This is a genomic window from Bacillus sp. PS95, assembly GCF_037963565.1.
Taxonomy (GTDB): Bacteria; Bacillota; Bacilli; order Bacillales; family Bacillaceae; genus Bacillus; species Bacillus subtilis.
Genome location: NZ_CP150160.1, coordinates 2775260 through 2799606, shown reverse-complemented (window position 1 = coordinate 2799606; position 24347 = coordinate 2775260). Strand labels below are relative to the sequence as shown.

Annotated in this window: 24 protein-coding genes and 2 other annotated features; of the genes, 22 read left to right on the top strand and 2 right to left on the bottom strand. The window is 43.8% G+C overall.

Going from position 1 to position 24347, the window contains the following annotated elements:
- Window positions 1-7: 7 nt before the first annotated feature.
- Window positions 8-505, bottom strand: coding sequence for a hypothetical protein (locus NSQ12_RS14615; protein ID WP_015714465.1), 498 nt, complete (start codon window positions 503-505; stop codon window positions 8-10).
- 229 nt (window positions 506-734) lie between these two features.
- Here NSQ12_RS14615 and hemA point away from each other — a divergent pair, with 229 nt between their 5' ends.
- The 8 genes from hemA to cotN all read left to right on the top strand — a co-directional run bounded on the left by hemA (window position 735) and on the right by cotN (window position 9901).
- Window positions 735-2102, top strand: coding sequence for a glutamyl-tRNA reductase (hemA, locus tag NSQ12_RS14610; RefSeq protein WP_004399038.1), 1368 nt, complete (start codon window positions 735-737; stop codon window positions 2100-2102).
- A 7-nt stretch (window positions 2103-2109) separates the two neighbouring features.
- The gene (locus tag NSQ12_RS14605) at window positions 2110-2940 is read left to right on the top strand and encodes a cytochrome c biogenesis protein (RefSeq protein ID WP_003222575.1); all 831 of its coding nucleotides are present in this window, start codon (window positions 2110-2112) and stop codon (window positions 2938-2940) included.
- A gap of 32 nt (window positions 2941-2972) precedes the next feature.
- Window positions 2973-3917 (top strand): hydroxymethylbilane synthase, encoded by a 945-nt coding sequence (gene hemC / locus NSQ12_RS14600; RefSeq protein ID WP_163138306.1) that lies wholly within the window; start codon window positions 2973-2975, stop codon window positions 3915-3917.
- On the top strand, window positions 3907-4695 hold the full coding sequence (hemD, locus tag NSQ12_RS14595) for a uroporphyrinogen-III synthase (protein ID WP_042975049.1): 789 nt from the start codon (window positions 3907-3909) through the stop codon (window positions 4693-4695). The genes hemC and hemD overlap by 11 nt, the downstream gene beginning before the upstream one ends.
- Window positions 4692-5666: a porphobilinogen synthase gene (gene hemB / locus NSQ12_RS14590; RefSeq protein ID WP_015483525.1), complete on the top strand. Its 975-nt coding sequence runs from the start codon at window positions 4692-4694 to the stop codon at window positions 5664-5666. Before hemD ends, hemB begins: the two co-directional genes overlap by 4 nt.
- 29 nt (window positions 5667-5695) lie before the next feature.
- Window positions 5696-6988: a glutamate-1-semialdehyde 2,1-aminomutase gene (hemL, locus tag NSQ12_RS14585; RefSeq protein WP_163138232.1), complete on the top strand. Its 1293-nt coding sequence runs from the start codon at window positions 5696-5698 to the stop codon at window positions 6986-6988.
- Window positions 6989-7118: 130 nt separating this feature from the next.
- Window positions 7119-8843 carry a spore coat morphogenetic protein SpoVID gene (gene spoVID / locus NSQ12_RS14580; protein ID WP_110109452.1) on the top strand — a complete coding sequence of 575 codons (1725 nt, stop codon included), beginning with the start codon at window positions 7119-7121 and terminating at the stop codon, window positions 8841-8843.
- A 32-nt stretch (window positions 8844-8875) separates the two neighbouring features.
- Window positions 8876-9901 (top strand): spore coat protein CotN, encoded by a 1026-nt coding sequence (gene cotN, locus NSQ12_RS14575; RefSeq protein WP_110109451.1) that lies wholly within the window; start codon window positions 8876-8878, stop codon window positions 9899-9901.
- 18 nt (window positions 9902-9919) lie between these two features.
- Here cotN and NSQ12_RS14570 read toward each other — a convergent pair whose 3' ends face one another.
- Window positions 9920-10111 (bottom strand): hypothetical protein, encoded by a 192-nt coding sequence (locus tag NSQ12_RS14570; protein ID WP_003222590.1) that lies wholly within the window; start codon window positions 10109-10111, stop codon window positions 9920-9922.
- Between the two features lie 163 nt (window positions 10112-10274).
- Window positions 10275-10497, top strand: a binding site (T-box leader).
- Between the two features lie 59 nt (window positions 10498-10556).
- On the opposite strand from NSQ12_RS14570, the gene valS reads away from it, so the two are divergent.
- From valS to rplU, 14 genes are all read left to right on the top strand, one after another.
- Window positions 10557-13199 carry a valine--tRNA ligase gene (gene valS, locus NSQ12_RS14565; protein ID WP_017697542.1) on the top strand — a complete coding sequence of 881 codons (2643 nt, stop codon included), beginning with the start codon at window positions 10557-10559 and terminating at the stop codon, window positions 13197-13199.
- A gap of 59 nt (window positions 13200-13258) precedes the next feature.
- Window positions 13259-14551, top strand: coding sequence for a folylpolyglutamate synthase/dihydrofolate synthase family protein (locus tag NSQ12_RS14560; RefSeq protein ID WP_003229640.1), 1293 nt, complete (start codon window positions 13259-13261; stop codon window positions 14549-14551).
- A 142-nt stretch (window positions 14552-14693) separates the two neighbouring features.
- Window positions 14694-15440, top strand: coding sequence for an A24 family peptidase (locus NSQ12_RS14555; RefSeq protein ID WP_163138233.1), 747 nt, complete (start codon window positions 14694-14696; stop codon window positions 15438-15440).
- A gap of 133 nt (window positions 15441-15573) precedes the next feature.
- Window positions 15574-16572: a stage II sporulation protein SpoIIB gene (gene spoIIB / locus NSQ12_RS14550; RefSeq protein ID WP_230488304.1), complete on the top strand. Its 999-nt coding sequence runs from the start codon at window positions 15574-15576 to the stop codon at window positions 16570-16572.
- Window positions 16573-16724: 152 nt separating this feature from the next.
- On the top strand, window positions 16725-17294 hold the full coding sequence (locus NSQ12_RS14545) for a Maf family nucleotide pyrophosphatase (RefSeq protein ID WP_004398496.1): 570 nt from the start codon (window positions 16725-16727) through the stop codon (window positions 17292-17294).
- 36 nt (window positions 17295-17330) lie between these two features.
- Window positions 17331-18026: a DNA repair protein RadC gene (radC, locus tag NSQ12_RS14540; protein WP_041351757.1), complete on the top strand. Its 696-nt coding sequence runs from the start codon at window positions 17331-17333 to the stop codon at window positions 18024-18026.
- Between the two features lie 91 nt (window positions 18027-18117).
- Complete coding sequence (mreB, locus tag NSQ12_RS14535) at window positions 18118-19131, top strand: cell shape-determining protein MreB (RefSeq protein WP_003229650.1); 1014 nt, start codon at window positions 18118-18120, stop codon at window positions 19129-19131.
- A gap of 30 nt (window positions 19132-19161) precedes the next feature.
- The gene (gene mreC, locus NSQ12_RS14530; RefSeq protein WP_009967915.1) at window positions 19162-20034 is read left to right on the top strand and encodes a rod shape-determining protein MreC; all 873 of its coding nucleotides are present in this window, start codon (window positions 19162-19164) and stop codon (window positions 20032-20034) included.
- Window positions 20031-20549 carry a rod shape-determining protein MreD gene (mreD, locus tag NSQ12_RS14525; RefSeq protein ID WP_004398811.1) on the top strand — a complete coding sequence of 173 codons (519 nt, stop codon included), beginning with the start codon at window positions 20031-20033 and terminating at the stop codon, window positions 20547-20549. The genes mreC and mreD overlap by 4 nt, the downstream gene beginning before the upstream one ends.
- Window positions 20550-20601: 52 nt before the next feature.
- Window positions 20602-21282 (top strand): septum site-determining protein MinC, encoded by a 681-nt coding sequence (minC, locus tag NSQ12_RS14520; protein ID WP_339174991.1) that lies wholly within the window; start codon window positions 20602-20604, stop codon window positions 21280-21282.
- Window position 21283: 1 nt separating this feature from the next.
- On the top strand, window positions 21284-22090 hold the full coding sequence (gene minD / locus NSQ12_RS14515) for a septum site-determining protein MinD (protein WP_014664846.1): 807 nt from the start codon (window positions 21284-21286) through the stop codon (window positions 22088-22090).
- A 148-nt stretch (window positions 22091-22238) separates the two neighbouring features.
- Window positions 22239-23033, top strand: coding sequence for a stage IV sporulation protein SpoIVFA (gene spoIVFA / locus NSQ12_RS14510; RefSeq protein WP_004398684.1), 795 nt, complete (start codon window positions 22239-22241; stop codon window positions 23031-23033).
- Window positions 23026-23892, top strand: coding sequence for a stage IV sporulation intramembrane metalloprotease SpoIVFB (spoIVFB, locus tag NSQ12_RS14505; protein ID WP_004398649.1), 867 nt, complete (start codon window positions 23026-23028; stop codon window positions 23890-23892). Before spoIVFA ends, spoIVFB begins: the two co-directional genes overlap by 8 nt.
- Window positions 23893-23949: 57 nt before the next feature.
- Window positions 23950-24025 (top strand) — a sequence feature (ribosomal protein L21 leader region).
- 13 nt (window positions 24026-24038) lie between these two features.
- Window positions 24039-24347 carry a 50S ribosomal protein L21 gene (gene rplU / locus NSQ12_RS14500; protein WP_003229668.1) on the top strand — a complete coding sequence of 103 codons (309 nt, stop codon included), beginning with the start codon at window positions 24039-24041 and terminating at the stop codon, window positions 24345-24347.

Genomic DNA, 24347 nt, shown 5'->3' with positions numbered 1-24347 from the left:
GTTTTATTTATCGTATAGATTTTTTCCGTTTTATCAATAATAACAATAAACTGATTCCAATAAAGACAAACGGCCAATACTCCTTCAGAAGCGCTGTTGGAATATGCGCAGACTCAAGCCACGCCATAATTTGTTTGAAAAAGTACAAAAACAGGGAAAAACAAATCATCGACACAGCCTCATATACATATTCTTTTTTTTGAACGGTTGAAACGAGTAGTGAGAAGCCGATCATAAAGAGAAGCATTTCAAAATCATCCGGCCACCATACCCATTTCGGCTTGGCAAAAAAGTGTAAACCGATCCCGAAGAGAAGCAAACCGATAAAGAAATGGGGTGCAACGGCTTCTTTTTTTCCTTGATATACAAAGGCTGCTCCTAACAGCATGAGGAGAACAGGCCATTGATCCTGTCCCGAAAACAGTTCAGCTTGGCCGCTTTCAAGCCATGCATATACAGAAGCGGCAAGCAGCAGGCAAGGGAATAAAATTGATTTTTGTTTCATGCATATCACCTTCTTGTTTTTTAGAGCTGATGTGTAGTAAATTTCTGCTGTTTTTGGTATTGTCAATAGGAATGCTTCTTTTCCCTGAAGCTTTTTCTAATATAGCATAAGAATTTTAAAATCTGTTCACATTTTGTGAAAGAAACTATGTTATAATTATTATAAATAATGAGTTCTATGTTAGAATGATTATAAATTAAGATTGGGTGTTGGGGGTGTAATTAGAGCGATGCATATACTTGTTGTGGGAGTAGATTATAAATCCGCCCCTATTGAGATACGTGAAAAAGTAAGTTTTCAGCCGAATGAGCTGGCAGAAGCAATGGTGCAGCTGAAAGAAGAGAAAAGCATTCTTGAAAACATCATTGTCTCAACCTGCAACCGCACTGAAATTTATGCGGTAGTCGACCAGCTCCATACCGGCCGTTATTATATAAAAAAGTTTTTAGCTGATTGGTTTCAATTAAGCAAAGAAGAGCTGTCACCGTTCTTAACGTTTTATGAGAGCGATGCCGCTGTTGAGCATTTATTCCGTGTAGCCTGCGGACTTGATTCTATGGTGATTGGCGAAACGCAGATTCTCGGACAGGTACGCGACAGCTTTAAAACAGCTCAGCAAGAAAAAACGATCGGGACTATTTTTAATGAGCTGTTTAAGCAGGCGGTTACAGTGGGCAAACGGACTCACGCCGAAACAGACATTGGCTCAAATGCGGTGTCAGTAAGCTATGCTGCAGTTGAACTTGCTAAAAAAATCTTCGGAAATCTTTCAAGCAAGCACATATTGATTCTCGGTGCGGGAAAAATGGGCGAGCTTGCTGCGGAAAACCTGCACGGACAGGGAATCGGCAAGGTCACTGTCATTAACCGAACATACTTGAAAGCGAAGGAGCTTGCAGACCGTTTCTCAGGTGAAGCGAGAAGCTTGAATCAGCTTGAAAGCGCGCTTGCGGAGGCTGATATTTTAATCAGTTCAACCGGTGCAAGTGAATTTGTCGTGTCCAAAGAGATGATGGAAAACGCGAATAAGCTTCGCAAGGGACGTCCGCTGTTTATGGTCGACATTGCCGTGCCTAGAGATCTTGATCCGGCGCTGAATGATCTTGAAGGTGTTTTTCTTTATGATATCGACGATCTGGAAGGCATTGTAGAAGCGAACATGAAAGAGCGGAGAGAAACAGCTGAAAAAGTTGAACTGTTAATTGAAGAAACCATTGTGGAATTTAAACAATGGATGAATACACTTGGTGTTGTGCCGGTTATTTCTGCATTGCGCGAAAAGGCGCTTGCTATCCAGTCAGAAACGATGGACAGCATTGAGCGTAAGCTGCCTCACTTAAGCACAAGAGAGAAAAAACTGTTGAACAAACACACCAAAAGTATTATTAACCAAATGCTTCGTGATCCGATTTTAAAGGTGAAAGAGCTTGCGGCAGATGCTGATTCTGAAGAAAAGCTCGCGTTGTTTATGCAGATTTTTGATATTGAAGAAGCTGCGGGCCGTCAAATGATGAAAACCGTGGAAAGCAGCCAGAAGGTCCACTCTTTTAAGAAGGCTGAATCAAAAGCGGGCTTTAGCCCACTTGTAAGTGAGTGAAAGCTGAATGATTGATACTGCAATGGCAAGACTTAATGAGGGGACAATCGTCATTTACGCGTTAAGTGTACTCTTTTATTTTATAGATTTTCTTCAACACAACCGGAAGGCTGGAAAAATGGCCTTCTGGTTGCTTTCTATTGTCTGGACTCTGCAAACCGTGTATTTGGCCTATTTTATGTGGGTGACGGGGCGGTTTCCGGTATTAAATGTGACGGAGGCGCTTTATTTTTATGCCTGGGTGCTTGTCACGCTGTCACTTGTACTGACAAAGCTTTTACGTGTTGACTTTATCGTGTTTTTTACAAATGTTATAGGATTTTCTATGATCGCCATTCACACATTTTCACCGACAGAGCAGCAGTCAGCTGCTTTTTCCGGGCAGCTTGTATCCGAGCTTTTGGTGATTCATATTACAATGGCGATTCTTTCATACGGCGCTTTTTCCCTTTCTTTCGTTTTTTCTGTGCTATATATGTTTCAATATCATCTGCTGAAAAAGAAAAAGTGGGGAAAATGGCTGTTGAGAATAGAAGATTTATCTAAGCTTGATTATATGGCGTATGTTTTAAATGTCATCGGGGTTCCGATGCTGCTGCTGAGTTTGATTCTCGGCGTCATATGGGCATATGTCTCACTAGAAACGCTGTATTGGTTTGACGCCAAAGTGCTTGGTTCGTTTGTCGTCCTGCTGCTGTACAGCTATTATCTTTATATCAGGCTGATTAAAGAGCTGCAAGGAAAGGTCGCTGCACTGTGGAATACGGCTTGTTTTCTGGTGCTGATGATCAATTATTTCCTGCTTGGAAGCCTGTCGCAATTCCATTGGTTCAGTTAAACGATGTCCCAAGCAGATTCGGGAGGAAAGAAATGATGAGAACGATTAAAGTAGGTTCCAGACGAAGCAAACTCGCTATGACTCAAACAAAATGGGTTATTCAAAAACTGAAGGAAATCAATCCTTCGTTTGCTTTTGAAATTAAAGAGATCGTGACAAAGGGCGACCGGATTGTCGATGTTACACTCTCAAAAGTGGGTGGAAAAGGGCTTTTTGTCAAAGAAATTGAACAAACGCTTTTAAACGAAGAGATTGATATGGCGGTGCACAGCATGAAGGACATGCCTGCTGTTTTGCCTGAAGGCCTTGTGATCGGCTGTATTCCTGAACGGGAGGACCCGCGTGATGCCCTTATTTCAAAGAATCGCGTAAAGCTTTCAGAAATGAAGGAAGGTGCTGTCATTGGCACAAGCAGTTTAAGAAGAAGCGCACAGCTTTTGATTGAGCGCCCTGACCTTACAATTAAATGGATTAGAGGTAATATAGATACAAGGCTTCAAAAGCTGGAAACAGAGGATTATGACGCGATTATTTTAGCGGCTGCAGGACTTTCTAGAATGGGGTGGAAGCAAGATGTCGTAACCGAATTCCTTGAGCCTGAGCGCTGTTTGCCTGCTGTGGGGCAGGGAGCACTGGCGATTGAGTGCCGAGAATCGGATGAAGAGCTGTTGGCGTTGTTTTCTCAGTTTACAGATGAATATACAAAACGGACTGTCTTAGCGGAACGTGCTTTTTTAAACGCGATGGAGGGCGGCTGCCAGGTTCCGATCGCGGGCTACTCCGTGTTAAATGGACAGGATGAAATTGAAATGACAGGTCTTGTCGCTTCACCTGACGGCAAAATCATTTTTAAAGAAACCGTCACCGGAAACGATCCTGAGGAAGTAGGAAAGCGCTGTGCCGCTCTTATGGCTGACAAAGGAGCAAAAGATTTAATTGATCGTGTAAAACGGGAGCTTGATGAGGATGGAAAATGATTTTCCGTTGAAAGGAAAAACAGTGCTTGTCACCCGGAATAAGGCACAGGCAACATCATTTCAGCAAAAAGTGGAGGCGCTTGGCGGTAAAGCGGTTTTAACCTCTTTGATTACGTTTCGCCGCGCTTTGCCGAATGATGTTGCGGAACAGGTAAGAGAGGATCTTGCCGCGCCAGGCTGGCTTGTTTTTACAAGTGTGAACGGGGCAGACTTCTTTTTTTCTTATCTGAAGGAAAATCAGCTTATTCTCCCTGCGCATAAAAAAATTGCAGCCGTCGGTGAAAAAACCGCCCGCCGTTTAAAAACGCATAACGTATCGGTTGATGTGATGCCACAGGAGTATATTGCTGAACAATTGGCTGACGCTCTTAAGCAGCATGCTGAACCGGGGGAGCCCATTACCGTGATGAAAGGGAATTTGTCACGTGATGTGATAAAACAAGAGCTTGTCCCGCTCGGTTTTGAAGTAAAGGAATGGGTTCTCTACGAAACGATTCCGGATGAAGAAGGCATTGAGGCACTGAAAGACGCTGCGGGTCAATATTCCTTTGACTATGTAACATTTACGAGTTCATCAACCGTACATACGTTTATGCATGTCTTGGGAGAAGAATTAAAAAAGTGGAAGGCGAATGGGACGGCCTGTATCAGCATTGGACCTTTAACAAATGATGCCCTTCTGACGTACGGCATCACATCGCATACGCCTAATACATTTACAATAGATGGCATGCTTGAATTAATGTGCAGCATGTCAAGAGAGGAAGAGAGAATATGAGTCAATCATTTAATAGACACCGCCGCCTGCGGACATCAAAAGCAATGAGAGAAATGGTAAAGGAAACACGTTTGCATCCATCAGATTTTATTTATCCGATTTTTGTCGTTGAAGGGCTGGAAGGCAAAAAAGCTGTTCCGTCAATGCCTGATGTTTACCATGTATCATTAGATTTATTGAAGGATGAAGTAGCGGAGCTGGTCAAACTGGGCATTCAATCTGTTATCGTGTTCGGCATCCCGGAAGAAAAAGATGATTGCGGAACACAAGCGTACCATGATCACGGAATTGTCCAAAAAGCCATCACAGAAATTAAAGAACACTTCCCTGAAATGGTTGTTGTCGCTGACACGTGCCTGTGTGAATATACAGACCACGGCCATTGCGGACTGGTCAAAGACGGGGTCATCCTCAATGATGAATCGCTGGAACTTTTGGCGCAGACAGCTGTCAGCCAAGCGAAAGCAGGTGCGGATATCATTGCGCCATCAAACATGATGGACGGATTTGTTACAGTGATCAGAGAAGCACTTGATAAAGAAGGATTCGTCAATATTCCAATCATGTCTTACGCTGTGAAATATTCTAGCGAGTTTTACGGTCCGTTCCGTGATGCAGCAAACAGCACACCGCAATTCGGAGACCGCAAAACATATCAGATGGACCCTGCCAACCGTATGGAGGCACTCCGCGAAGCACAATCAGATGTCGAGGAAGGCGCGGACTTTTTGATTGTCAAACCTTCGCTTTCTTATATGGATATCATGCGTGACGTAAAAAATGAGTTTACTTTGCCGCTCGTCGCTTATAATGTAAGCGGAGAGTATTCAATGGTGAAGGCTGCAGCGCAGAACGGCTGGATCAAAGAAAAAGAAATTGTGTTGGAAATTTTGACAAGCATGAAGCGCGCGGGTGCCGACCTGATTATTACGTATCATGCGAAAGACGCAGCGAAATGGCTTGCGGAGTAATTTTATTCAGTTGACAGGAGTTGAGGCAGATGAGAAGCTATGAAAAATCAAAAACGGCTTTTAAAGAAGCGCAAAAACTCATGCCGGGCGGTGTGAACAGTCCCGTTCGCGCATTTAAATCGGTAGACATGGACCCGATTTTTATGGAGCGCGGAAAAGGCTCGAAAATCTTTGATATTGACGGGAATGAATATATTGACTACGTCTTGTCATGGGGGCCTTTAATTTTAGGGCATACAAATGACCGCGTCGTAGAAAGCCTCAAAAAAGTGGCTGAATACGGGACAAGCTTCGGTGCTCCGACTGAAGTAGAAAATGAACTGGCTAAGCTCGTCATTGATCGTGTGCCATCTGTAGAAATTGTACGAATGGTAAGCTCCGGAACAGAGGCTACAATGAGTGCCCTCCGTTTGGCAAGGGGCTATACGGGCCGCAACAAGATTTTAAAATTTGAGGGCTGCTACCACGGACACGGCGATTCTCTCTTGATTAAAGCTGGTTCAGGTGTTGCCACTCTCGGTCTGCCTGACAGCCCGGGGGTGCCTGAAGGCATTGCGAAAAACACCATCACCGTTCCGTACAATGATTTAGAAAGTGTAAAGCTTGCTTTCCAGCAATTCGGTGAAGACATTGCAGGAGTCATTGTAGAGCCAGTTGCCGGAAATATGGGTGTTGTTCCGCCGCAAGAAGGTTTCCTGCAGGGTCTGCGTGATATCACTGAGCAGTACGGCTCCCTGCTGATTTTTGATGAAGTGATGACTGGCTTCCGGGTCGATTATAACTGCGCTCAAGGCTACTTCGGCGTAACGCCTGATCTGACTTGTTTAGGAAAAGTAATCGGGGGCGGACTTCCTGTCGGCGCTTATGGCGGAAAGGCAGAAATCATGGAGCAGATCGCTCCAAGCGGCCCGATCTATCAAGCTGGTACATTATCAGGCAACCCGCTTGCGATGACGGCTGGCTTAGAGACATTGAAACAGCTGACACCTGATTCCTACAAGAAATTCATCAAAAAAGGCGACAGACTGGAAGAAGGAATTTCAAAAGCCGCCGAGGCTCATGGCATTCCGCATACCTTTAACCGTGCAGGTTCGATGATCGGTTTCTTCTTTACAAACGAACCAGTCATCAATTATGAAACGGCGAAATCATCTGATTTGAAGCTGTTCGCAAGCTATTATAAAGGGATGGCAAATGAAGGGGTATTCCTTCCGCCATCACAATTCGAAGGTCTTTTCCTCTCAACGGTCCATACTGATGAAGATATTGAAAACACAATCCAGGCAGCTGAGAAAGTATTTGCTGAGATCAGCCGCAGATAAGAGTGAAAACCGGTATCAAGGACTCCTTGTGCCGGTTTTTTCGTGCTCTGCCACTCATATTTTCTCCAGTTCATACATACACCTTTAGTGACATCTAATTTTAAGGATTAGATGAAAGGAGGATATGAACTTGCCGCAAAATCATCGATTGCAATTTTCTGTAGAAGAATCGATCTGTTTCCAAAAAGGACAGGAAGTTTCTGAACTGCTTTCTATTTCATTAGATCCTGATATTAGGGTTCAGGAAGTAAATGATTATGTATCAATCATAGGATCGCTTGAACTTACAGGTGAGTACAACATAGATCAAAACAAACATACCGAAGAGATTTATACAGATAAGCGGTTTGTTGAACAAGTCAGAAAGAGAGAGGATGGAAGTGCGGAACTGACTCACTGTTTTCCTGTGGATATTACCATTCCGAAAAATAAAGTGAGCCATTTACAGGATGTCTTCGTCTTTATTGACGCATTTGACTATCAATTGACGGATTCGCGCATTTTAACAATTCAAGCTGATTTAGCGATCGAAGGGCTTTTGGACGATACGCAAGACAAAGAGCCGGAGATACCTTTATATGAAGCTCCTGCGGCATTCAGGGAGGAAGAGCTTTCAGAGCCGCCGGCACATAGTGTAGTAGAAAAACCGGGTGCATCATCGGCAGAGGAAGCAGTTCTTCAGCATGAACCGCCAGCCGAACCGCCAGAACTTTTTATCTCGAAAGCGGGGCTCCGTGAAGAACTGGAGACAGAAAAAGCAGAATCTGAGCCGCCTGAATCGGTTGCTTCAGATCCAGAGGCCAGAGAAGATGTGAAAGAGGAAGAAGAGTCAGAAGAGCTTGCTGCGGAAAAGGAGGTTCGTGCTGAATCGGAAACAGAAGAATCTGAGCCAGAACCTGATCCTTCAGAAATAGAGATTCAAGAGATCGTTAAAGCAAAAAAAGAAACGGCTGAGCCGGCAGCTGCAATAGCGGATGTTCGTGAAGAAGCAGACTCTTCAGCAGAGACTGAGCCTCGTGAACACGCTGGAGCAGAAGAATCGCCTGCTTTGGAAGCTGAGCTTCATTCAGAGACTGTGATTGCAGAGGAAAAAGAGGAAACAACAGTGTCTCCTAATCATGAATATGCGCTGCGCCAAGAGGCTCAAAATGAAGAAGCAGCTCAATCGGATCAGGCTGATCCTGCGCTTTGCCATGAAGAGGCGGAACCGGATGAAGCTTTGGAGAGTGTATCAGAGACCGCTCTCTCCATAGAAGATAGCAGAGAAACAGCTTCAGCTGTATATGTGGAGAATGACAAAGCCGATTTACATTTCCATTTCAATCAAAAAACAAGCTCGGAGGAGGCATCTCAAGAAGAATTGCCTGAACCGGCATACCGTACCTTCCTGCCTGAACAAGAAGAGGAGGATTCTTTTTATTCAGCGCCTAAGCTGCTGGAGGAGGAAGAACAAGAGGAAGAGAGCTTCGAAATTGAAGTGAGAAAAACACCATCAGCTGAAGAGCCTAAGGAAGAAACACCTTTTCAATCCTTCCAGCTGCCTGAATCTTCTGAGACTGAAAGGAAGGAAACGGATGCTGTTCCTAGGGTTGCTCCTGCTGCTGAAACGAAGGAACCTCAAACAAAGGAAAGTGATAATTCTCTTTATTTAACAAAACTCTTTACAAAAGAAGCGGATGAGTTTTCGAGAATGAAAATTTGTATTGTGCAGCAGGAAGATACGATCGAGCGTTTATGCGAACGGTATGAAATTACATCCCAGCAGCTGATCAGGATGAATTCTTTAGCCTTGGATGATGAATTAAAAGCAGGACAGATTCTCTATATTCCTCAATATAAAAATAGCCATGCGTAAACCGTAAGTGATCGGAAAATGTGGTGAATGAAATGGAAGATACCCAATCGGTTCTTCGGGAATACGGACTGACTGCTCAATTTATTGAGCCTGTCAGTCCTCTTGTTTGGAAAGTGTATACAGACTACGGCGTATTTGCCCTGAAAAAATTGAAAGAGGGTCGCGGCAAGCATTTTACAGATCATATGGTGGCGATTGAGGAAAAAGGCTTTCGTTCATTCGTTCCCGTGTACAGAACAAATAGCGGTGAGTTTTTCTCAGCAGGTATACAATACGGAGATACCTACTATTTAATGCCTTGGCTCCAATTTGACCAAGAGGAAGAACGGGATCAGAAACATGCTTATTTATTTAGAGAAACAGCCCGTCTTCACGAGAGAACCGCGCAGGAACTAAAGATTAGACGTGATGAGATTGAACGTTATTACGGGCAAACGAAAAAAAAGTGGGAACAAGATAAAATTTTCTATGAGCAGTTTGTGGATAGAGCGGAGAAGGAATGGTACCTTTCTCCTTTTGAACTCCAGGCCATAACCTATTTTTCAGAAACCATTTCCGCGGTGAACTTTGCGCTGGAACGGCTGGAGGACTGGTATGAGTCCGCAAAGGAAAAGGACGTTTCAAGGGTTGTAATGAACCACGGCAGCCTGTCTATACACCATTTTCTGTATAATGACGCCGGGACCGGATATTTTACAAACTTCGAAAGAGCATCTGTCGGTCCGCCGCAAAACGACCTGCTCGGCTTTTATACAAAAATGTTCAGAGGCTTTCCGAAAGCTTGTCCGGAATGCGTCGAATGGTTTTATGGATATACGAAATCATTCCCTTTGCGTGAAGCGGAAGTCAGTCTTTTTCTCAGCTATATGGCATATCCGGCAGCCATGTACAAGGTGCTGAACGGTTATCAAACTGGGAAAAGACAGCATGAAAAAGAGGAATGTACACAATTATTAAAGGCTTATTGGCAAATGAAAAACATAGAGCCGTTTGTGATGAAAATTCATCAGATTGAACAAGAGAAAAAATTTCAGGCTGAAAACGAGTCCACGTCTTAATGGCGCGGACTTGTTTGTTTATATCCATTCTAAATGAAGGGCGCAAGCTAAAAAGATTAGGATTGCGAGCAGCAAAACATCAAAGGTTGTCGGAAAGAAAATGGTTCTGATTCCTTGAAAAATCGTAATGGGAATAATCACTTGTGCGGATACAAGCCGAATTTGCCTTACCCATGGCGGCAGTGAATAAGAGCTGAAACGTTTCTTCACGGTGCATCCTCCTCTACGCATTTACAAGCATCATATGTAAACTTGGGCAATAGGTGCCTGCCCATCTGTATAGAAAGCGGTGTTTTTGGAAAAGATGATTGACGAATCAAAAACACTTTTACTATAATAAAGAACATAAATAATGTACAATGAGCTGATAAATACACCTGCTTAGAACGGGAAGAGTACAAAAAAGGCGCATGCAGAGAGAGAAGCCGTTTGCTGAAAGGCTTCTTATGTTGTCTGATTGGAAGGTCGCCCGGGAGCATAATTTCTTGAAAGAAGAGTAGAGAAATTCGGGAAACACCCGTTATCCGTTATAAGTGCATGAACTGATAGAGTTCATGAAAAAAGGTGGTACCGCGAAAGAGCTTTTCGTCCTTTTACAGGGATGAAGAGCTCTTTTTTCGTTCTCAGCCATTTTTAAACATGCTGGAGGGTTATGATGGAAACGAATGAACAAACAATGCCGACGAAATATGATCCGGCAGCGGTTGAAAAAGACCGATATGATTTTTGGCTAAAAGGCAAATTTTTTGAAGCGGGCAGTGACCAGACAAAAGAGCCATACTCTGTTGTCATCCCGCCGCCAAACGTAACAGGAAGACTTCACCTTGGCCACGCATGGGACACAACGCTGCAAGACATTGTAACAAGAATGAAACGCATGCAGGGCTATGATGTGCTGTGGCTTCCTGGCATGGACCACGCCGGCATCGCGACACAGGCTAAAGTAGAGGCGAAACTTCGTGAAGAAGGCAAATCCCGCTACGATTTAGGCCGTGAAAAATTCCTCGAAGAAACGTGGAAGTGGAAGGAAGAATATGCTGACTTTATTCGCAGCCAGTGGGCGAAATTAGGTCTTGGCCTAGATTATTCCCGTGAACGTTTTACGCTGGATGAAGGCTTGAGCAAAGCGGTAAGGGAAGTATTCGTTAAGCTTTATGAAAAAGGCCTGATCTACAGAGGCGAATATATTATTAACTGGGACCCAGCGACAAAAACAGCCCTATCCGACATTGAGGTGATTTACAAGGATGTTCAAGGCGCATTCTATCATATGAGCTATCCGCTTGCTGACGGTTCAGGCTCAATTGAAATTGCGACTACACGTCCTGAAACAATGCTCGGTGATACAGCTGTTGCCGTTCACCCTGAAGACGAGCGCTATAAACACCTTATCGGAAAAACGGTGATCCTGCCGATTGTAAATCGTGAAATTCCGATTGTCGGTGATGACTATGTTGATATGGAATTTGGGTCTGGTGCCGTGAAAATTACGCCTGCTCATGATCCGAACGACTTCGAGCTTGGCAACCGACACAATTTAGAACGCATCCTTGTCATGAATGAAGATGGCACGATGAATGAAAATGCGCTCCAATATCAAGGTATGGATCGTTTTGAATGCCGCAAAAAGCTCGTGAAAGATTTACAGGAGGCGGGAGTTCTCTTCAAGATCGAGGATCATATGCACTCTGTCGGCCATAGTGAACGAAGCGGGGCTGTTGTGGAGCCTTATCTTTCTACACAATGGTTTGTGCGCATGCAGCCGCTTGCTGATGCAGCGATTGAGCTGCAAAAGAAAGAAGAAAAGGTCAACTTTGTGCCTGACCGTTTCGAAAAAACGTATTTACACTGGATGGAAAACATCCGCGACTGGTGTATCTCCCGTCAATTGTGGTGGGGCCATCGTATTCCTGCCTGGTATCATAAAGAAACAGGCGAGCTATATGTCGGGCTTGAAGCGCCGGAAGACAGCGAAAATTGGGAACAGGATACAGACGTACTGGATACATGGTTCAGTTCTGCGCTATGGCCTTTCTCCACAATGGGCTGGCCTGATGTAACGGCTGAAGACTTTAAACGCTACTATCCGACAGATGTTCTCGTGACAGGGTACGATATCATTTTCTTCTGGGTATCACGCATGATTTTCCAAGGCATTGAATTTACAGGCGAGCGCCCGTTCAAAGATGTTTTAATCCACGGCTTAATCCGTGACGAGCAAGGCCGGAAAATGAGTAAATCTCTTGGCAACGGTGTCGACCCGATGGATGTGATTGACAAGTACGGAGCCGATTCTCTGCGTTATTTCCTTGCGACTGGAAGCTCTCCTGGCCAGGATCTGCGCTTCAGCTATGAAAAAGTGGAATCGACCTGGAATTTTGCCAATAAAATTTGGAACGCCTCCCGTTTTGCATTAATGAATATGGATGGCATGACGTACGATGAGCTTGATCTGTCAGGCGAAAAGTCAGTCGCTGACAAGTGGATTTTAACGCGATTAAATGAAACGATCGAGCACGTGACCCAGCTTGCTGACCGATATGAATTTGGTGAAGTAGGACGCCATTTATATAACTTTATTTGGGATGATTTCTGTGATTGGTATATTGAAATGGCGAAGCTTCCGCTTTATGGAGAAGACGAAGCGGCTAAGAAAACTACCCGTTCCATCCTTGCTTACGTACTTGATCAAACGATGCGTCTGCTCCATCCGTTTATGCCATTCTTAACGGAGGAAATTTGGCAGCACCTTCCTCACCAAGGGGAATCGATTACAGTAAGTCAATGGCCTGTAGTAGTGCCGGAGCATACCGATACTGAAGCTGCAGCTGACATGAAGCTTCTTGTTGAGCTGATCCGTTCTGTGCGCAATATCCGCAGTGAAGTCAATACGCCAATGAGCAAGCAGGTTGAACTGTACATTAAAACAAGCACAGACGAAATAGCAGCCCGCCTCGAAGCGAACCGTTCATATGTTGAACGCTTCACGAATCCGAGCGTGCTTAAAATCGGCACCGATATTGAGGCTGTTGATAAGGCGATGACGGCCGTTGTCTCAGGAGCAGAGGTTATTCTTCCGCTTGAAGGCTTAATCAATATTGATGAAGAAATTGCCCGTCTGCAAAAAGAATTTGATAAACTGACAAAAGAAGTTGAGCGTGTCCAAAAGAAACTTGGAAATGAAGGATTTATGAAAAAAGCGCCTGCACACGTAATTGATGAAGAACGTGAAAAAGAAAAAGATTATGTGGCGAAGCGTGACGCTGTTCAAAAACGAATGGCTGAGCTGAAGGGTTAATGAAAAGCCGGGGCGGTTTCTAGAGAAACCGCCTTGTCTTATAAAAGAGGGGATTATCATTGTTTACTGCATATCAAGATGCGCGCAGCTGGATTCACGGGAGGCTGAAATTCGGGGTGAAGCCCGGACTTGGCCGAATGAAACAGCTGATGGCGCGGTTAGGACATCCTGAAAAAAAAATCCGAGCGTTCCACGTTGCAGGAACAAACGGTAAAGGATCAACTGTCGCTTTTATCCGTTCTATGCTGCAGGAAGCCGGATATACGGTTGGAACATTTACATCGCCTTATATTATTACGTTTAATGAACGGATCAGCGTAAACGGGATACCGATTTCTGATGAGGAATGGACAGCACTCGTCAATCAAATGAAACCGCACGTTGAAGCCCTTGATCAAACGGAATACGGACAGCCGACAGAATTTGAAATTATGACAGCTTGTGCATTTTTATATTTTGCAGAGTTTCATAAGGTCGATTTTGTTATTTTTGAAACAGGTCTGGGCGGTAGATTCGATTCTACTAATGTGGTTGAACCGCTCTTAACTGTGATTACAAGCATTGGACACGATCATATGAATATTTTGGGAAACACCATTGAAGAAATTGCAGGAGAAAAGGCCGGTATTATTAAAGAAGGTATTCCAATCGTTACAGCAGTTACCCAGCCGGAAGCTTTACAGGTCATCCGCCATGAAGCCGAACGGCATGCTGCGCCGTTCCAGTCATTGCATGATGCATGTGTTATTTTCAATGAAGAGGCTCTGCCTGCAGGAGAACAGTTTTCATTCAAAACGGAAGAGAAATGCTATGAAGATATTCGGACATCTCTGATTGGCACCCATCAAAGACAAAATGCTGCTTTGTCCATTTTGGCTGCGGAGTGGCTCAATAAGGAGAATATCGCCCATATCAGTGACGAAGCGTTAAGGAGCGGGCTTGTGAAGGCTGCTTGGCCGGGACGGTTAGAGCTTGTTCAGGAACATCCTCCGGTATATTTAGACGGTGCGCATAACGAAGAAGGTGTTGAAAAGCTGGCGGAAACGATGAAGCAGCGTTTCGCCAATTCACGCATTTCTGTGGTGTTTAGCGCGTTAAAGGACAAACCGTATCAGAACATGATTAAAAGACTGGAAACCATTGCTCATGCGATTCATTTTGCTTCTTTTGATTTCCCGCGTGCTTCCCTTGCAAAAGATCTCTATGATGCAAGTGAAATCAGCAATAAAAGCTGGAGTGAAGATCCAGACGATGTGATCAAATTCATAGAAAGCAAAAAGGGCTCAAATGAAATTGTGCTGATTACCGGATCTCTTTACTTTATTTCTGACATTCGAAAAAGGTTGAAATAAAAGCATCCGGCTCCGGCAGAATCAAAAAAAAAGATTCTGCCGTTTTTTTTTATGTGTAAAATTGAATATTCCCAATTGGAGCTCAGGATGTCCCTTTTGCTACAATCCATACCAGAACTCAATGAGTAAAGGTGTGTTGTCTATGCTATCCATTCTTTTTATCTTCGGACTTATCCTTGGTTCTTTTTACTATACGGCCGGGTGCCGTATCCCCTTACATCTATCTATTATTGCGCCCCGTTCATCATGCCCGTTTTGCCGGCGGACATTAACTCCTGCAGAATTAATTCCCATCCTGTCATTCCTATTTCAAAAAGGTAAATGTAAAAGCTGCGGGCATAGGATTTCTTTTATGTATCCCGCAGCAGAGCTTGTGACAGCGTGTTTATTTGCTGCCGCAGGAATACGCTTTGGCACATCGCTGGAACTGTTTCCCGCTGTGGTGTTTATCTCTCTTCTCATTATTGTTGCAGTGACAGATATTCATTTTATGCTGATTCCAAATCGAATATTGATTTTCTTTCTTCCCTTTTTGGCGGCCGCGAGATTGATTTCTCCGCTTGATTCCTGGTATGCAGGCCTGCTAGGTGCGGCAGCCGGATTTCTATTTCTGGCTGTAATTGCCGCAATCACCCATGGGGGAGTAGGGGGAGGAGATATTAAATTATTTGTGGTGATTGGCTTTGTGCTTGGTGTGAAAATGCTGGCAGCTGCCTTTTTCTTTTCTGTTTTGATAGGTGCATTATATGGAGCGGCAGCCGTTCTGACTGGTAGACTCGCTAAAAGGCAGCCGCTTCCCTTTGCCCCCGCTATAGCCGCAGGGAGCATTTTAGCCTATTTATACGGTGACTCTATCATTTCTTTTTATATCAAAATGGCATTGGGCTGACTGCTGAAAAATTTGACGAACGTTTTTTGGACAAGGCGACAAAAGTCTTGTTCTTTTTTTCTTTGCCTGTGCTAAAGTGTGTAGCATGAAAAGCCGACAAGAACGGTCAAGCAAATGAAGGGAGGAAGCGGAATTGAAAAAAAGAAAGAATAAAAAAAACAGTAAAGCCGCAGAAAAAGCCCTCAAGGTGACGATTAATGGAAAAGAAGAGACGGTTTACGAACAAGAGACACCAGATACAGAGGCAGATAGAAGCATGACATTTTCAAATTGGGAGGAAAAAAGACAGGCAGAACAAGAGGTTGCGGCATCCCAGGAACACCCTGATGAAGATGAATTCAATTGGGATTCCGAGGAGGACAAGGTGTTTAAAGAGGATCCAAAAGTTGTTCCTCCTTATCAAAAGAAAAAAACAAAGTCTTATGCAAAAGGAAAGACCGGGACTGCCAAACCAGTAAAAAGAGTGGCTGCGACGATTGCCTTCGCGGCTGTCATTGGCACTGGATTAGGGCTATTCGCGTTAAGCATATCGGGGAATAAAGAAGCGTCAGCACCGGCCTCTTTAGAGGATTCTCTAGGCAGCCAAACGGCAAAAGCAGGGGATACTTCAACTGATAAACAAACTTCAGGCACAGAAAAACAAGCGGCGCGAACTGAAGGTACATATAAAACATACGCTGTACAAGCCGGAAAATTTTCAAATGAAAAGGGTGCCGAAACGTTAACAGAACAATTGACCGAAAAAGGATATTCCGCCGTGTCACTGTCAAAGGATGACGGGTATACGTATGTCATCGCGGGCTTAGCCAGTGATAAGGATGTCTCACAGCAGTTAGGACAGGTTTTAATCGACAGTGATTTTGAAGCCTGGGGAGGCAAGGAGCTTTCCTTATCAATAGAGTCAGATATGACAGATTCTTTTAAGGAAACAGCGGAGCTTGCAGCAAAGGCGATTCTCGGCGAAGACATTACAAAAGCGAGTGTAGAGAAAATAGAAAAGTCTCTTGGTGAAATAAAAGCGTCAGAAACAGGAGAGAAAAAAGCGATTTTGCAGGCTTTAAAGGAATTAGAGGATCCAAGTGCTGAAGCCGGGTGGAAGGCTCAGCAGGAGCTGTTAGCCGTCGTAAAATAAGAGATAGTGCCCTGAGCCTTCGTCCTTTAGTGACAGGCTTTTTTTATTTTGTCATGAAAAAGTTATTTTTCTGAAATTGTGACAAGCCTCGTGATTTGGTAGGATAAACGAGTATCTTTTTTTCTTAAGCAAACCCTGAAAGGATGACGAACATGACAAAACCGCTAATACTTGCATCACAATCTCCGCGCAGGAAAGAACTCCTCGATCTTCTCCAGCTGCCCTACTCCATTATTGTCAGTGAAGTAGAAGAAAAATTAAATCGAAACTTTTCACCAGAAGAAAACGTCCAATGGTTGGCAAAACAAAAAGCTAAGGCTGTAGCTGATCTCCACCCGCATGCAATCGTTATCGGTGCTGATACAATGGTATGCCTTGACGGCGAATGTCTTGGCAAACCGCAGGATCAAGAAGAAGCTGCTTCTATGCTGCGGAGGCTATCAGGCCGAAGTCACTCAGTAATAACCGCGGTCAGCATTCAAGCTGAAAATCACAGCGAGACTTTTTATGATAAGACAGAAGTTGCGTTTTGGTCCCTCAGTGAAGAAGAGATTTGGACGTATATTGAAACAAAAGAGCCGATGGATAAAGCAGGTGCATACGGCATCCAAGGAAGAGGCGCGCTTTTTGTAAAGAAAATAGACGGAGATTATTATTCAGTCATGGGCCTTCCTATATCAAAAACAATGAGAGCTCTTCGCCATTTTGATATAAGGGCATGACGGTTCTATAAACGGGAAGGGAAAGAAAAGGAGTGCTTGGTCATACACGATCTGCCATTAAAACTCAAAGATTTCCCAATGAGAGAAAAGCCAAGAGAACGGCTCCTGAAAGTCGGAGCCGAGAACTTAGCGAATCATGAACTTTTGGCTATATTATTGCGGACAGGGACTAAACACGAATCTGTTTTGGACCTGTCAAACCGGCTGCTGCGCTCATTTGACGGGCTGCGCCTGCTCAAGGAAGCATCGGTTGAAGAGCTGTCAAGCATCCCGGGAATCGGTATGGTAAAAGCGATTCAAATACTGGCAGCAGTTGAGCTTGGAAGCCGGATTCATAAATTAGCCAACGAAGAACATTTCGTTATTCGCTCCCCGGAAGACGGCGCTAATCTTGTCATGGAGGATATGCGCTTTTTAACCCAGGAGCATTTTGTCTGTTTATACTTAAATACAAAAAATCAAGTCATCCATAAACGCACCGTATTTATCGGAAGCCTGAATTCATCTATTGTCCACCCGCGAGAGGTGTTTAAAGAAGCGTTTAAACGATCTGCCGCTTCCTTTATCTGTGTTCATAATCATCCTTCTGGAGATCCGACGCCTAGCAGGGAAGATATTGAAGTGACAAGACGGCTGTTTGAATGCGGAAACCTGATTGGCATCGAGCTGCTTGACCATTTGGTGATCGGGGATAAAAAATTTGTGAGTTTAAAGGAAAAAGGATATTTGTAACACTTTTTTTTTCGTCGAATTAAGCTATAATAGAGTTTATGAGTTTTTCCCTTTAGGGTATTTTTGCTTTAAGAAAGGAAGATACATACATATGTTTGGAATTGGTGCTAGAGACCTTGGTATAGATCTTGGAACTGCGAATACGCTTGTTTTTGTAAAAGGAAAAGGAATTGTTGTGAGAGAGCCGTCAGTTGTCGCTTTGCAGACGGATACGAAATCGATTGTCGCTGTCGGAAATGATGCGAAAAATATGATTGGACGGACACCGGGCAACGTGGTGGCTCTGCGCCCGATGAAAGACGGCGTTATCGCTGATTATGAAACAACGGCGACGATGATGAAATATTACATCAATCAGGCCATAAAAAATAAAGGCATGTTTGCCAGAAAACCATATGTAATGGTATGTGTCCCATCAGGCATTACAGCTGTTGAAGAACGCGCTGTTATCGATGCGACAAGACAGGCGGGAGCGCGTGACGCGTATCCGATTGAAGAGCCTTTTGCCGCAGCAATCGGAGCCAATTTGCCAGTTTGGGAACCGACTGGAAGCATGGTTGTTGATATCGGGGGCGGTACGACAGAAGTTGCGATTATTTCCCTCGGAGGCATCGTAACGTCTCAGTCAATCCGTGTAGCCGGTGATGAGATGGATGACGCGATTATCAACTACATCAGAAAAACGTACAATCTGATGATCGGTGACCGTACGGCTGAAGCGATTAAAATGGAAATCGGATCTGCAGAAGCTCCTGAAGAATCCGACAACATGGAAATCCGCGGACGCGATTTGCTGACAGGTCTGCCGAAAACAATTGAAATTACAGGAAAAGAGATTTCTAATGCTCTACGCGACACTGTATCTACAATTGTCGAAGCAGTGAAGAGCACACTCGAAAAAACACCGCCTGAGCTTGCAGCAGATATCATGGACAGAGGTATAGTGTTAACCGGCGGCGGAGCGCTTTTGCGCAATTTGGACAAAGTCATCAGCGAAGAAACAAAAATGCCGGTTCTTATCGCCGAAGATCCGCTTGATTGTGTAGCGATCGGAACAGGGAAAGCACTGGAGCACATCCATCTTTTCAAAGGGAAAACTAGATAATCGGGAGTTCAATAGAAGAGGTGTAACACGATGCCGAATAAGCGGTTAATGCTATTACTTCTGTGTATTATCATATTGGTGGCTATGATTGGATTTTCGCTGAAGGGCGGCCGCAATACCACCTGGCCTGAGAAAGTGATCGGCGATACGACGGGAGTATTTCAAAATATTTTTCATACGCCTGCCGAATTTTTTGCAGGAATATTTGAGAACATCAATGATTTAAAAAACACATACAAAGAAAACGAGCGTCTAAGAGAAAAACTTGACGGACAGACACAATATGAAGCCAAGCTTCAAGAGCTTGAAGAAGAAAACAAATCCTTGCGTGACGAGCTTGGCCATGTCAAATCGATTAAAGATTACAAGCCGATTTTAGCAACGGTCATCGCCAGAAGCCCTGATAATTGGGCCAAACAGGTCACCATTAACAAGGGGACTCAGCAAAACGTAGCGAAAGATATGGCCGTTACAAACGAAAAAGGCGCATTAATCGGCAAGATCAAAAGCTCCGGACTTAACAATTTTACGTCTGCTGTTCAGCTTTTAAGCGATACTGACCGCAATAACAGAGTCGCGACAAAAATTTCCGGAAAAAAAGGCAGCAAAGGCTACGGCTTGATCGAAGGATATGACAAAGAGAAAAAACGTCTTAAGATGACAATTATTGAGCGTAAGGATAAACAAGACGTGAAAAAAGGCGATCTTATTGAAACATCAGGGACAGGCGGTGTTTTCCCAGAAGGGCTGACAATCGGTGAAGTGACTGATATCGAGTCAGATTCCTATGGACTAACGAAGGTTGCTTATGTAAAACCTGCGGCTGACCTTACAGATTTAAATAATGTGATCGTTGTAAACCGTGACGTGCCGACTGTCGATACAGAGGAGGAAGGATCGTGAAACGTTTCCTTCTCCCTTTCGTTATGATGCTTGTTTTTTCTGCGGAAAGCATTTTTACAGATTTGGTGCATTTTCCTTTCGTTACAGATGACCAAGTGCTCGCCCCGCGTTTTTTGATGCTTGTATTGATATTCATGTCGGCTTTTATCAACCAAAAACACGCGATGATTTACGGATTTATTTTTGGTTTTCTATATGACATGAACTATACAAGTCTATTAGGCGTTTACATGTTTGGTTTTGCAGGGCTATGCTATTTGGCTTCAAAAGCGTTTAAAGTGTTACATACAAACGCATTTGTAGTGATATTGATAGCGGTTCTGGCTGTCTGTCTGCTCGAATTTTATGTATTCGGCATTCAGTCTTTGATTCATAAAGATATTATGACGTTTAACGGATTTGTGCTTGACCGGTTTATACCGACAATTTTATTAAATATTGCAGCAGCTCTTATTCTTGTTCTGCCATTTAGATTGTTTTTTATGAGTCTAAAGAAAGAATTGAGAGATGAGTAAAAAGGATTTTATCTTTTTTTGACGAAATGAGTATGTTGTTGAGGTGAATATTGTGAAGGCCAAAAAGCAGCAATATGTAACAATAAAAGGAACAAAGAATGGACTAACATTGCATCTGGATGATGCGTGTTCTTTTGATGAGCTTCTCGATGGTCTTCAGAATATGCTGTCAATTGAACAATATACCGATGGAAAAGGCCAGAAAATCAGCGTTCATGTTAAGCTGGGAAATCGCTTTTTATATAAGGAGCAAGAGGAACAGCTAACCGAATTAATTGCGTCAAAGAAAGATTTGTTTGTTCATTCTATTGACAGTGAAGTCATTACTAAAAAAGAAGCACAGCAGATAAGAGAGGAAGCCGAAATTATTTCTGTTTCAAAAATTGTCCGTTCAGGCCAAGTGCTGCAGGTAAAAGGCGACTTGCTCCTGATCGGTGACGTGAATCCCGGCGGAACAGTCAGGGCCGGAGGGAACATTTTTGTTCTGGGCTCACTGAAAGGAATTGCGCATGCTGGATTCAATGGAAATAATCAAGCGGTCATCGCCGCCTCTGAAATGCTTCCGACACAATTAAGAATCAATCATGTGTTAAATCGCTCCCCAGACCACATTCAAAAAGGGAACGAAATGGAATGTGCTTATTTAGATACAGATGGAAATATGGTCATTGAACGCCTTCAACATTTGGCTCATTTAAGACCTGATCTAACAAGGCTTGAGGGAGGAATGTGAATTGGGTGAGGCTATCGTAATAACTTCGGGAAAAGGCGGAGTAGGTAAGACAACAACATCTGCGAACCTCGGTACCGCCTTAGCCATTTTAGGGAAGCGTGTATGCTTAGTAGATACTGATATAGGACTGCGCAACCTTGATGTTGTAATGGGTCTTGAAAATAGAATTATTTACGATCTGGTAGACGTTGTAGAGGGCAGATGCAAAATGCATCAGGCGCTCGTAAAAGACAAACGTTTCGATGATCTGCTCTATTTAATGCCCGCTGCTCAAACGAGCGATAAGACAGCTGTTGCTCCTGAACAAATTAAAAACATGGTCCAAGAGCTCAAACAGGAATTTGACTATGTCATCATAGACTGTCCTGCCGGAATCGAGCAAGGGTACAAAAATGCCGTTTCCGGAGCTGATAAAGCGATTGTGGTCACTACGCCTGAAATCTCAGCTGTTCGTGATGCTGACCGTATTATAGGGCTGCTGGAGCAAGAAGAAAATGTTGAATCGCCGCGGCTTGTTGTAAACAGAATCAGAAATCACCTGATGAAAAACGGTGACACGATGGATATCGACGAAATCGTACAGCATCTGTCGATCGATTTGCTCGGAATCGTGGCTGATGATGATGAAGTCATCAAAGCTTCCAACCATGGTGAACCGATTGCGATGGACCCGAAAAACCGCGCTTCTATTGCATATCGCAATATTGCCCGCCGCATCTTAGGTGAATCTGTTCCTTTACAGGTGCTTGAAGAGCAAAACAAAGGAATGATGGCTAAGATTAAGTCATTTTTCGGAGTAAGATCTTAATGTGATAGAATCAAAGAGAAGAATCTGACAAAGCATATGCTGTGTCAGGTTTTTTTGTTTTTGCCTGCTTTGTTCTTGACTAAACCGAATATTTGCCATGGACAAGACATATGATGTACAAACCCAACGAATGCAAAGGATGATGGCAATGAGTCACAGAGCAGATGAAATCAGAAAACGATTAGAGAAAAGAAGAAAGCAGCTTTCCGGCTCAAAACGTTTCTCTACTCAGACAGTTTCTGAAAAGCAGAAACCCCCGTCCTGGGTGATGGTAACGGATCAGGAAAAGCATGGAACACTTCCGGTCTACGAAGATAACATGCCAACATTCAACGGAAAACACCCATTGGTGAAAACAGATTCAATTATCCTGAAATGTCTTCTGTCGGCCTGCCTTGTTCTCGTTTCAGCTATAGCCTATAAAACAAACATTGGACCCGTCAGTCAGATTAAACCCGCCGTAGCCAAAACCTTTGAAACTGAATTTCAATTTGCTTCAGCAAGCCATTGGTTCGAAACCAAATTCGGAAATCCGCTTGCTTTCCTGGCTCCTGAACACAAAAATAAGGAACAGCAGATTGAAGTAGGCAAAGATCTGATCGCGCCTGCATCCGGGAAAGTACAGCAGGATTTTCAGGACAATGGGGAAGGAATTAAAGTCGAAACAAGCAGTGATAAGATTGATAGCGTAAAAGAAGGCTATGTGGTTGAAGTCAGCAAAGACAGCCAAACGGGACTGACGGTTAAGGTGCAGCATGCTGACAACACCTATAGTATCTATGGCGAGCTCAAAGATGTGGATGTTGCTTTATATGATTTTGTGGATAAAGGCAAAAAGCTCGGTTCGATTAAGCTTGATGATCATAATAAAGGGGTCTATTATTTTGCCATGAAAGACGGCGATAAATTTATTGATCCGATTCAGGTGATTTCATTTGAATAAATGGCTCGACCTTATCTTAAAGATCCATGTGCATCCTTTTCTTTGGATTATTGCGGCGCTGGGCTTGCTCACAGGCCATATGAAAGCATTATTATGTCTGCTCCTGATTGTATTGATTCATGAGCTGGGGCATGCTGCTCTGGCTGTGTTTTTTTCTTGGAGAATCAAGCGTGTTTTTTTGCTGCCGTTTGGCGGAACGGTCGAAGTGGAAGAGCACGGGAATCGGCCGTTAAAGGAAGAGTTTGCGGTCATTATTGCCGGCCCTCTTCAGCACATCTGGCTTCAGTTTGCCGCCTGGATGCTTGCAGAAGTCTCAGTGATTCATCAGCATACCTTTGAACTCTTCACCTTTTATAATCTTTCTATCTTATTTGTCAATTTACTGCCGATCTGGCCGCTGGATGGAGGAAAACTGTTATTTTTGTTGTTTTCCAAACAGCTGCCTTTTCAAAAGGCTCACCGGCTTAATCTAAAAACGTCGCTCTGCTTCTGCCTGCTGCTCGGGTGCTGGGTTTTATTCGTGATTCCTCTGCAAATCAGCGCATGGGTTTTGTTTGTCTTTCTGGCTGTTTCCTTGTTTGAGGAATATCGGCAAAGGCACTATATCCATGTGAGATTTCTCCTCGAAAGGTATTACGGAAAAAACAGGGAGCTTGAGAAACTTCTGCCGCTGACAGTAAAGGCGGAGGATAAAGTCTATCATGTGATGGCCGAGTTCAAACGTGGCTGTAAGCATCCGATTATTATAGAAAAATCAGGCCAAAAGCTCAGCCAGCTTGACGAGAATGAAGTGCTGCACGCTTACTTTGCCGATAAGCGGACGAATTCTTCCATGGAGGAACTGCTTCTGCCCTACTAAAACTGATTGACAAACGCCTTGTATTTTGGTATATTTTTTAATGTTATGGATGTAGCACCATTGCTACAACCGCTCAGTACAGGTGTTAAGAGCTTTTACAGCCCCCTGGTATCTGGCGAGTCTTAGTCTAATAGGAGGTGCAGAGAATGTACGCAATCATTAAAACAGGCGGTAAACAAATCAAAGTTGAAGAAGGCCAAACTGTTTACATCGAAAAACTTGCTGCTGAAGCAGGTGAAACAGTTACTTTTGAAGACGTTTTGTTTGTTGGCGGAGACAACGTGAAAGTCGGCAACCCTACAGTTGAAGGCGCAACAGTAACGGCTAAAGTTGAAAAACAAGGCCGCGCGAAAAAAATCACTGTTTTCAGATACAAACCAAAGAAAAACGTTCATAAAAAACAAGGTCATCGTCAGCCTTACACTAAAGTGACGATCGAAAAAATCAACGCGTAA